Consider the following 9817-nt stretch of genomic DNA (forward strand, 5'->3'; position numbering starts at 1 on the left):
TAAAAAAAATGCCATTGTGTCAGTTTAGTATTTGCAAATTTTTCTGGGATACATTTAAAATAAAAACTCGGCGGAGCCTGTGGCTCCGCCGAGTTTTTATTAGTTAGGCTTATCATCCGTTAGCTCAAATCCCCAATCTTTTCCTTTTTGGGTGGCTGGAATCCCTTTGGTCATCCAGACCGGAGCTTTTGCCCCTTTGAGATAATGATCAAAAAACTGCTGTTCGCGAATTTGAATATCTTTTCTGTTCTGGCGCTTGATAAGGTTGTGATCATCACCATTATAATTCAGAAGCCATGCAGGTTTTCCGAGACGGCGTAATGCAGTAAACATTTCAATTCCCTGATACCATGGCACTGCACCATCCTGATCGTTACTCATAATGGCCACCGGAGTTTTTACTTTATCAATGGCAAAAAGCGGTGAATTCTTAATATAAAGATCCGGCGCTTCCCATAGATTCTTTCCTAATCTACTCTGCGATTTTTCATACTGGAATTGTCTGTTCATCCCAGTACCCCATCGGATTCCACCATAAGCAGAAGTCATATTCACAACAGGAGCACCCGTCCAGGCTGCTGCATACATATCCGTATGGGTAATAAGATAAGCTACCTGGTAACCGCCCCAGCTTTGTCCCTGGATTCCGATTTTAGTCCCATCAACCCAAGAGTTTTGCTTTAGTTTTTCAACTCCTGAATTAATATATTCCATCGCAGATTCTCCAGGGAAACCGTCTTTATAAGAAATATCAGGAGTGAAAACCAAATATCCGTTGCTTACAAAATAAGAAATATTCAATCTTGAAGGTGTTGGTGAAGGAGCCACATAACGGTTCAGATTATCCGAAAGCTTTTCATAGAAATAGACAATCATAGGATACTTTTTGTTCGGATCGAAATTTTCCGGCTTGAATAAAACTCCTGTAGAGGTATTTCCTTTTGGTGTTGTCCAGTTGACCAATTCATCTGTCCCCCAATTATAAAGTTCTTGCTGTGGATTGGTATTGCTTAATTTTTCTTGTTTTGAGAAATCTGAGGTCGTAAAAATATTAGGTGAATTTGTATACGATTCCTTTACTATAATATATTCTTCTGCATTTTTTGCTTTCTGAAGGCTTCTATATCCCCAAACATCTTCCATTTGAATTTTTACAGGATCCGCATTCGACTGAATAGAGGTTTTAAAAATTCCGTTTGCTTTGGAAGTATTATCGAATGCTGATAAATAAATGGCTGACTTTCGGTTTAAGCTTTTAATATCTTTATCTAAATCATAAGTATCAAAGGTTATTTTATTTTTTCGTCCATACCCATTCGTGATATTTCTTGGTTTTTTCGAACCATTCAGGAAAAACTCCCATAGATCATAACGATCTCTGATAATCACAGATTCATCCTTATCCGTCCAGGATGCAATCCCATAAGAGTATGGAAAATCCGGCATATCAAACTCTTCATCTACAAAAGAAACAGGCAATGTACTACTAAGAGGAAGTGTTTGTTTCGTTTTAACATTATAGCTCAGCCAGCGTCCCTTTTCTCTGTCAAAAATCACAACAAAGTTTCCCAATGGAGACACGGCAACTGAACCATCCAGATTTTTAATAACCTCTGTTCTCTCTCCAGTTTTATTATCAATCAGGAAATAAGTCTTCTTTGTTGCACCTTCCCATTGTGAAGAAATACGGTTATTCAAACTGGTAACTCCCAATGCAAAATCAGCATTTCCTTCATTTACAACTCGTAAAGTATCTAAATCTTCACCATCAATAGTTCTAAAGAAATCAGGTTTCTCCGTTTGCATGACTGCAGCATAAGATTTTTTCAGATCATTTTTCAATTCTTTTAGCTGTACGGTTTGTAAATAATCATCTCTGTAATTCCAGATATCCACTACAGCATGATCGTTGACAATCATCGCAGTATCTTTTGCAATAGGTCTTGGAGCTACCCCAAAATACAGTTGCTTTCCGTTTTTACTGAACAGTGGCAAACGGTTTTCTGAAACTACCCAATTCTTTTTCATTTGGGTATTTTCATTGGTTATGATTTCATTTTTATTTCCTTTAAAATTAAAGTAATACAAATTGTACAGTTTTACCAGATCATTTTGAGCAGAAGAGGTTCCCACATAAGCTAACTGGTTTCCACTTTCGTCAAAAGATAACTGTGAAAAATCACCTTCCATTTCTGAAATTTTAGTAACAGTTCCTTTCTGTAAGTCTACTACCTGTACAGTTTCAAGAGCATATTTCTTTGGTTTAGATTTGTCAGTATCTTTTTTATCCGAAGATTTTTCATCATCAGAATCTTTTCCTTCTTTCTTATCCTTTTTTTCGTCCGGCTTCTTGGTTACAAAAGCAAGCTGCTTTCCATTTTTACTGAACTCATAACGAATTACATTATCATATGTCGTACTTTTTCCATCTAGAAGATTGCGTACAACCAACTGTAGAGGTTTTACGTTTTTATCTTCTTCTTTATTTTCATCATTGTCATCCTTATCTGCAGATTTATCTTTTATATCTTCCAAAAGGTAAGCAACGTAAGAACCTTCTCTTTCAGGAATTTTAAATGTTTTTACATTAGGAATTTTTTCCGTTTGCCCATTCAAAACATCAACAATGGCAAGACTGTCTTTTGTTAATTTATTTTTTTTAAGCTTTTTATCCTTTACCGCTTTTATATCTTTATACTGCGGGCGGATTTGAAAAACAGCAAATCGGGAATCATTCGTAAAATCTACTTTGGTTCCTCTTGCAAATGTCTTTGAAGTTTTATTTTTAACGGAATATAAAAAAAGGTTAGAATTTCCTTCCTGAGGATCTACAGAATAGGCGATCCATTTTCCATCATTTGAGATTTTTCTCATGCCTAGATTTTGCCAGCTGTCATAAACAGAATGATCTAAAGGCTTCTTCTGTCCATACAGGCAACAGGCCATCATGAGCAGAAGAAAAACTGTACATTTCATCTTCATTTTTAAAAAATTTTTAAGGACTAAAAATAGGATATTTCTTTGACAAATCCTCATAACTTCCCGTTTATAACTATCGAAAAAATGTCATTCTGTCACTTTCTGCCCAATGGTATTTTTTTTGAGAAAGATTTGAAAATTAAAAAATCTAAAATATTATGACGAAAGGAAATATTAATGTATCGGTGGAAAATATTTTCCCACTTATTAAAAAGTTTCTTTATAGTGACCACGAAATATTCTTAAGAGAGCTGATTTCTAATGCTACAGATGCTACTTTGAAGCTTAAGCACCTGACAAGTATTGGTGAAGCAAAAGTAGAATATGGAAATCCTAAGCTTGAGGTTAAAATTGATAAAGAACAAAAAACTTTACGTATCATAGACCAAGGTATTGGGATGACCGGTGAAGAGGTTGAAAAATACATCAACCAGGTTGCTTTTTCAGGAGCTGAAGAGTTTTTAGAGAAATATAAAGATACGGCAAAGGATTCAGGAATTATTGGCCACTTTGGTCTTGGATTTTACTCTGCCTTTATGGTAGCTGAAAAAGTAGAAATTCTTACAAAATCTTACAAAGATGAACCAGCTGTAAGATGGATCTGTGACGGAAGCCCTGAGTTTACTCTTGAAGAAACAACTGACAAGACAGATAGAGGAACTGAAATCATTCTTCACATTGCAGAAGATTCTGTAGAGTTTTTAGAAGAAGGAAAAATCCGTGAACTGTTATTAAAGTATAACAAATTTATGCCTGTTCCTATTAAATTCGGAACAAAAACACACACCCTTCCTTTACCGGAAGATGCTCCTGAAGATGCAGTTGCTGAAACTGAGGAAGTGGATAATATCATCAACAACCCTACTCCAGCATGGACGATCGCTCCAAGTGATCTTACCAATGAGGATTATATGAAATTCTACCACGAACTGTATCCAATGCAGTTTGAAGAACCTTTATTTCACATTCACCTGAACGTAGATTATCCTTTCAATCTTACAGGGGTTTTATTCTTCCCTAAATTAAGCAACAACTTAAATATTGATAAGGATAAAATTCAGCTATACCAAAACCAAGTATTTGTAACAGATGAGGTAAAAGGTATCGTTCCGGATTTCCTAATGCTTTTAAGAGGAGTAATTGATTCTCCGGATATTCCGTTGAATGTATCCCGTTCTTATCTTCAGGCTGATGGCGCTGTAAAGAAAATCTCTTCTTATATCACGAAAAAAGTAGCAGATAAAATGGCTTCTTTAATCAATGAAAACCGTGAAGATTACGAACAAAAATGGAATGATATTAAAGTAGTCATAGAATACGGGGTTGTTACAGAAGAGAAATTTGCTGAAAAAGCTGATAAATTCACTTTATACCCAACAACTGATGGAAAATTCTTCCTTTGGAATGAGTTGGTTGATAAAATCACTCCTACACAAACGGATAAAGACAACAAGCTTGTAGTTCTTTATGCAACCAATGCCGATGAGCAGCATAGCTATATTCAATCTGCAAAAGATAAAGGGTATGAAGTTCTGTTATTAGATTCTCCAATCATTTCACACGTTATCCAGAAGCTTGAAACTACAAAGGAAAATATTTCTTTTGCAAGAGTAGATGCAGATCACATCAACAACCTTATCAAGAAAGATGAGCCCGTTATTTCAAAACTAAATGAAACTGAAAAAGAGTCTTTAAAAAAGAACGTAGAAGAAGCCATTCAGGATTCTAAATTCACCGTTCAACTTGAAGATCTTGACAGCAGTGATGCTCCATTTACCATTACTCAGCCTGAGTTTATGAGGAGAATGAAAGAAATGCAGGCAACCGGCGGCGGTGGTATGTTTGGAATGGGTGGCTTCCCGGAAATGTACAACCTCGTTGTAAACTCAAACAGTGAACTTTCTAATCAGATTTTAAAAACTGAGAATGCCGAAGAAAAGGAAAACTTAATCAAATATGCTTTGGATTTGGCCAAATTATCTCAAAATCTGCTGAAAGGAAAGGACCTTACAGATTTTATACAAAGAAGCTATAAGCAACTTGAAAAATAAATTATAGAAGACTGTTTCGAATGAAGCAGTCTTTTTTTGTATTAAATGTTGGAAAACGCTAAGGCGCAATTTTTTTATTAATGCATAATGTTCTAAGGCGCAAGGATTTTATCTACGATAAAATTGTACACTATAGAATAATAGCCACGAATAATTTTAATTACACTTATACCCTATGCACGTATGTAGTGAAAAATTTTAAACACCATAGACACATAGATTATAATACTTCATACATGAGCTTCAATAAAAAATTCGTGTATTCGTGGCTAAAACATATACGTTATTCTTGCTAAAGATATTGTTCATCACAAAGCTTTTGTTTCTTTTGCGGTCCCTCTTCTCTCAATAGTGAAAATTCATCAGCATTTTTTCCTGTTTTTTATTGTATACATTGTGCTTTTTTGCCATTTTTGTATAAAATGTCGGTCATGCAAAAAGAAAAATTACGTCTCATCAGAAAGCAAAAAGGCTATACTCAGCAGCAAGTAGCTGATTACATCGCTACGGATGTATCAAACTATAGCAGAAAAGAAAGCGGTGATGTAAGAATCATTCAGGATGAATGGGACAAACTTGCGCGTTTCTTAGAAGTACCAGTTGAAGATATTTATGAAGAAGAAACAGCTGCTGTAGTTGTTAATAATGATCATCCTGTATTTAATGACCAATCTGCAGGTGCAATTAATACTCAACATCAATATAATAATATACCAGGGTCAATTGTTGAAAATCTACAGGGATATATTGCCTTATTAAAAGAAGAAAATGCAAGGCTTAAAGAAGAATTAAAAAGCCCTCAACCACCTTCAACAAGAGCAAAGAAATAATAATACAGTTTTAGGCTGCAAAATATTTGTATCACTCGTACCAATGGTATGGGTGATATTTTTTATTTAGAAATCTGTGAGATCTGCGTAATCTGTGGGAATTATTTTAACGTAAAGTTTTCAAAAACACTTACTTTTTTGCTACGAATGCGCGAATTTATATTTATTGAAAAAATTTCACGAATAGCTATAATTCATTCATAGGATCCCAGAACAGTTTTCTAAACCCTTTTATTCTTAAGTTTTCCATAGTAACCCCTTCAGCTTCCAATTTCTTCTGGAACTCCGGAACAGATAATGTTCCTGAACTGGAAATGACACGATGTGCAGGAACATCTTCAGGACAGCCACCCATCGCTTTTCCGACATGGCGGGAGTGATTAGGATACCCTACAGCTTTCGCTATAGCACCATATGTAGAAACTCTTCCCTTGGGGATAAGCCTCGCTACTTCATATACCTGTTGTTTGAAAATTTCATCCATATCTTCAGATCTTGAGAGGAATATTTAATTTTTGCATCATTTTTGAACTCCTATAGCATCAATGATGTTTCATTAAAAGATAAAGATATGAAAAATCATTTTTCAGTTTACTGAATGTAATCAATAAAAAGGTTCTTCCGAAGCTGAGTAAGAAGGATCCAAACAGGCTTACGAAAATAGAAAAGGGAATTTTAGCTTACCGTTATTTTGTCTTGGTTAATTCTTTGGATTGACTTTTATTTTCCAGCGAATAACAAAGATTTTCACAGACTCCAATGATGCTTAAATATTGGCTCACAGATTTTGATGATTACGCAGATTTGTTGGAAATCACAAAGGCGTCAAGCTTTTTAATTAGTATTATTCATATTTTAAGGCTCAAGAAGATCACAGATCTTCAGCAAGTTTTACACCTATTTTTCTGCCACTAATTCACGAATAATATTTTTTACGCACAAATAAACATATCTAATTTATTCGTGAATTAGTGGCAGTCTTCAGCGGTATATAATTTTATCGCAGATAAAATCTTTGCGCCTTAAGACATCATATATGTAAAATAATTTGCGCCTTTGCGATTTCCAACATACTATACTCTCTATAAAGAATCTGCGAGAGCTAAAAAAAGAGCATCAGAGGTTTGAATAAAAAAAGCGCTCAAAAAAATTGAAGCGCTACTATTTATTGTAATCTCGTAAAGAGTTTATTTCTTAAGCATTCTCTAAAATATAAGAGAACATTAGTGGTGCACAGATTGTTGCATCACTTTCAACGATAAATTTCGGTGTAGTGATATCCAATTTACCCCAGGTGATTTTCTCATTTGGAACAGCTCCTGAATAAGAACCGTAAGAAGTAGTAGAATCAGAAATCTGGCAGAAGTAAGACCAGAACGGAATGTCATGCATCTCCATATCCTGATAAAGCATTGGTACTACACAGATAGGGAAATCTCCTGCGATACCTCCACCAATCTGGAAGAATCCAACTCCTTTTCCTGCTGAGTTTTTAGTATACCAATCTGCAAGATAAGTCATGTATTCGATCCCTGATTTCATTGTAGTAGCCTTAAGCTCACCTTTGATACAGTAAGAAGCGAAGATGTTACCCATTGTAGAATCTTCCCATCCTGGAACTACGATTGGTAAGTTTGCTTCTGCAGCAGCAATCATCCAAGAGTTTTCTCTAGGGATTTCATAATACTGCTCCAATACTCCTGAAAGGATCATTTTATACATGAATTCATGAGGGAAATATCTTTCTCCTTTAGCTTCAGCATCTTTCCAGATTTCCACGATGTGCTTTTGTAATCTTCTGAAAGCTTCTTCTTCAGGGATACAAGTATCTGTAACTCTGTTCAGACCTCTTTCTAAAAGATCCCACTCATCCTGAGCAGTTAAATCTCTGTAATGAGGAACTCTTTCATAGTGAGAGTGTGCTACAAGATTCATTAAATCTTCTTCAAGGTTAGCTCCTGTACAAGAGATAAAGTCTACTTTACCCTGACGGATCATTTCAGCAAGGATTTTCCCTAATTCAGCAGTAGACATTGCTCCTGCTAAAGTAATCATCATTTTTCCGCCATCTTTAAGATGTGCAACATATCCTTTAGAAGCATCCACCAATGCAGCTGCGTTGAAGTGCAGGTAATACTTTTCTATGAATTCAGTTATCGGTTTGCTCATTTTTTTAATTTTTGCAAAGATAAAACTTAAAAACGGAATGCAGCCCAAGCGCTCGAAGAAAGTCTCATCACAAGATGCTTTTTTATCATTTGTTAAATAATCAGGCTAAAACTTGTACTAGGGTATATTTTATTGGATAAACGCGAAGGCGCAAAGGCCTTATCAGGAGTATGTATATTTTAAGGCGCAAGAAGATCAAAGATCTTCAGCAAAAATAATGCTTATTTTTAGCCACGAATGCACGAATTTCTTTTATAAATGCTTTTTATATTAAATCCAACAACTCCTTATCTTCTCTAAAATCTATGTGCATATGTGGTTTAAAATCTTTCACCATATAGGCACATAATATTACACTCATCTATGCGCCTCAATAAAAAATTCGTGCATTCGTAACTATAATTCAACAGCGTATAATTTTATCGTAGATAAAATCCTCCTATGTTTGTATAAGTTATAATTTGCTTTATCTCAAATATTATCTTAGCCATAAAGTGAATAAGAATGAGAGTTGAATAAAAATCCAATAGTTCAAAGAAACATATTCGGCGCAAGAAACGACCTCATTCTTTTTTTATCTTTTAGAGTCAGAGCAGAATGTAAGGAATTAAAAACCCCATTTAATATCCAGAATATCCAATCAGGAGAAAAGACGAAGGAAGATATCTCACTTAAAAAGCAATAAAAGATGAAAGTATTAAAACAAGTAGCCGGTATAGATGTGTCTCAAAAAGAATTAGTAGTTACTTTAGGTTGTCTATATGAAGATCAAACTATAAAATTTCTAGCTTATAAGGTATTTAAAAACACAGATGTTGGAATCCCATTATTGATTAATTGGATTGAAAAACAAAGTGTTGAAGATCAGGAAATTCACTATGTTATGGAAGCCACAGGGGTTTATCATCAGAAGTTCGCTTATTATCTTGCTGAGAATAATAAAAAGGTCTATATCGTTTTGCCCAATAAAATAAGTAGCTACCTAAGAACTCTTGATATAAAAACGATAACTGATAAAAGTTGTTCTCAGGCTATTACTCAGTTCGGTCTTGAAAGAAAATTAAATCACTGGAAAAAACCTGATCAGACTTATAATGAGCTGCAACAGCTTACCAGAGAGCGTGATCAAATTGTTCAGGAGCGGAATGTGATAAAAAATCAGCTTCATGCAGAAACTATTCAAGCTTCTCCTCATTTAAAAAGTATAGAAAGAATGCAAGCTCGTATGAATTTGCTCAATGCTCAAGAAAAAGCAATAAAGAAAGATATCGATAGTATTATCAATACTAATCCTGTGATAAAACAATTGATAGAACGACTTACAACAATACCGGGAGTTGGTGTTTTAACTGCGGTTACTGTTTTGGGAGAGACCAATGGCTTTGAACTGATTAGAAACAAGTCTCAATTATCAAGTTATGCAGGGTTAGATGTTAGAGAAAAACAATCTGGAACGTCGGTAAAAGGTAAATCACGGATATCAAAAAAAGGAAATAGAATGTTAAGGAAATGTTTGTTTTTGCCGGCTTTAACAATTGTGAAGTGGGATGATAACTTCAAAGAAGTTTATATAAGACTCACTTCAAAACATGGAATAAAAATGAAGGCTTTAGTAGCAATCCAAAGAAAAATATTAGAATTGATCTATATTCTTTTTAAAAATGAAACCGTTTATGACGGTAAATATAAATCAAAAAATAGCGTGAAAACTGAGATAGTATAGCACGCTACAGAGTCTAGCTCTAGGCCGACTTAAAAAACAAATTTACAAAAAAATATAAATATTAT

The 9817-nt window shown here is 34.6% G+C and carries 6 protein-coding genes; 3 read left to right on the forward strand and 3 right to left on the reverse strand.

Annotation, left to right across the window (positions count from 1 at the left end; translation table 11 throughout):
• Window positions 1–99 precede the first annotated feature (99 nt).
• Window positions 100–2982, reverse strand: coding sequence for an alpha/beta hydrolase family protein (locus AC3HD6_RS23540; RefSeq protein ID WP_488898533.1), 2883 nt, complete (start codon window positions 2980–2982; stop codon window positions 100–102).
• A 155-nt stretch (window positions 2983–3137) separates the two neighbouring features.
• Here AC3HD6_RS23540 and htpG point away from each other — a divergent pair, with 155 nt between their 5' ends.
• Complete coding sequence (htpG, locus tag AC3HD6_RS23545) at window positions 3138–5030, forward strand: molecular chaperone HtpG (protein WP_488898534.1); 1893 nt, start codon at window positions 3138–3140, stop codon at window positions 5028–5030.
• Window positions 5031–5461: 431 nt separating this feature from the next.
• Complete coding sequence (locus AC3HD6_RS23550) at window positions 5462–5860, forward strand: helix-turn-helix transcriptional regulator (protein ID WP_488898535.1); 399 nt, start codon at window positions 5462–5464, stop codon at window positions 5858–5860.
• Between the two features lie 187 nt (window positions 5861–6047).
• Here AC3HD6_RS23550 and AC3HD6_RS23555 read toward each other — a convergent pair whose 3' ends face one another.
• Complete coding sequence (locus tag AC3HD6_RS23555) at window positions 6048–6344, reverse strand: MGMT family protein (RefSeq protein ID WP_488898536.1); 297 nt, start codon at window positions 6342–6344, stop codon at window positions 6048–6050.
• A gap of 710 nt (window positions 6345–7054) precedes the next feature.
• Entirely contained in the window at window positions 7055–8029 is a 975-nt protein-coding gene (locus AC3HD6_RS23560; RefSeq protein ID WP_045500886.1) for a deoxyhypusine synthase family protein, read from the reverse strand.
• A 688-nt stretch (window positions 8030–8717) separates the two neighbouring features.
• Between AC3HD6_RS23560 and AC3HD6_RS23565 the strand changes: the two genes are divergently transcribed.
• The gene (locus tag AC3HD6_RS23565) at window positions 8718–9752 is read left to right on the forward strand and encodes an IS110 family RNA-guided transposase (RefSeq protein WP_488896434.1); all 1035 of its coding nucleotides are present in this window, start codon (window positions 8718–8720) and stop codon (window positions 9750–9752) included.
• Window positions 9753–9817 lie beyond the last annotated feature (65 nt).

This window comes from Chryseobacterium sp. II3a, from assembly GCF_057815135.1.

What these genes read in the sequence shown, in the direction of transcription:
- AC3HD6_RS23550 (WP_488898535.1), top strand. Translation starts at nt 5,462, where the DNA reads ATGCAAAAAGAAAAATTACGTCTCATCAGAAAGCAAAAAGGCTATACT.
- AC3HD6_RS23560 (WP_045500886.1), bottom strand. Translation starts at nt 8,029, where the DNA reads ATGAGCAAACCGATAACTGAATTCATAGAAAAGTATTACCTGCACTTC.
- AC3HD6_RS23555 (WP_488898536.1), bottom strand. Translation starts at nt 6,344, where the DNA reads ATGGATGAAATTTTCAAACAACAGGTATATGAAGTAGCGAGGCTTATC.
- htpG (WP_488898534.1), top strand. Translation starts at nt 3,138, where the DNA reads ATGACGAAAGGAAATATTAATGTATCGGTGGAAAATATTTTCCCACTT.
- AC3HD6_RS23540 (WP_488898533.1), bottom strand. Translation starts at nt 2,982, where the DNA reads ATGAAGATGAAATGTACAGTTTTTCTTCTGCTCATGATGGCCTGTTGC.
- AC3HD6_RS23565 (WP_488896434.1), top strand. Translation starts at nt 8,718, where the DNA reads ATGAAAGTATTAAAACAAGTAGCCGGTATAGATGTGTCTCAAAAAGAA.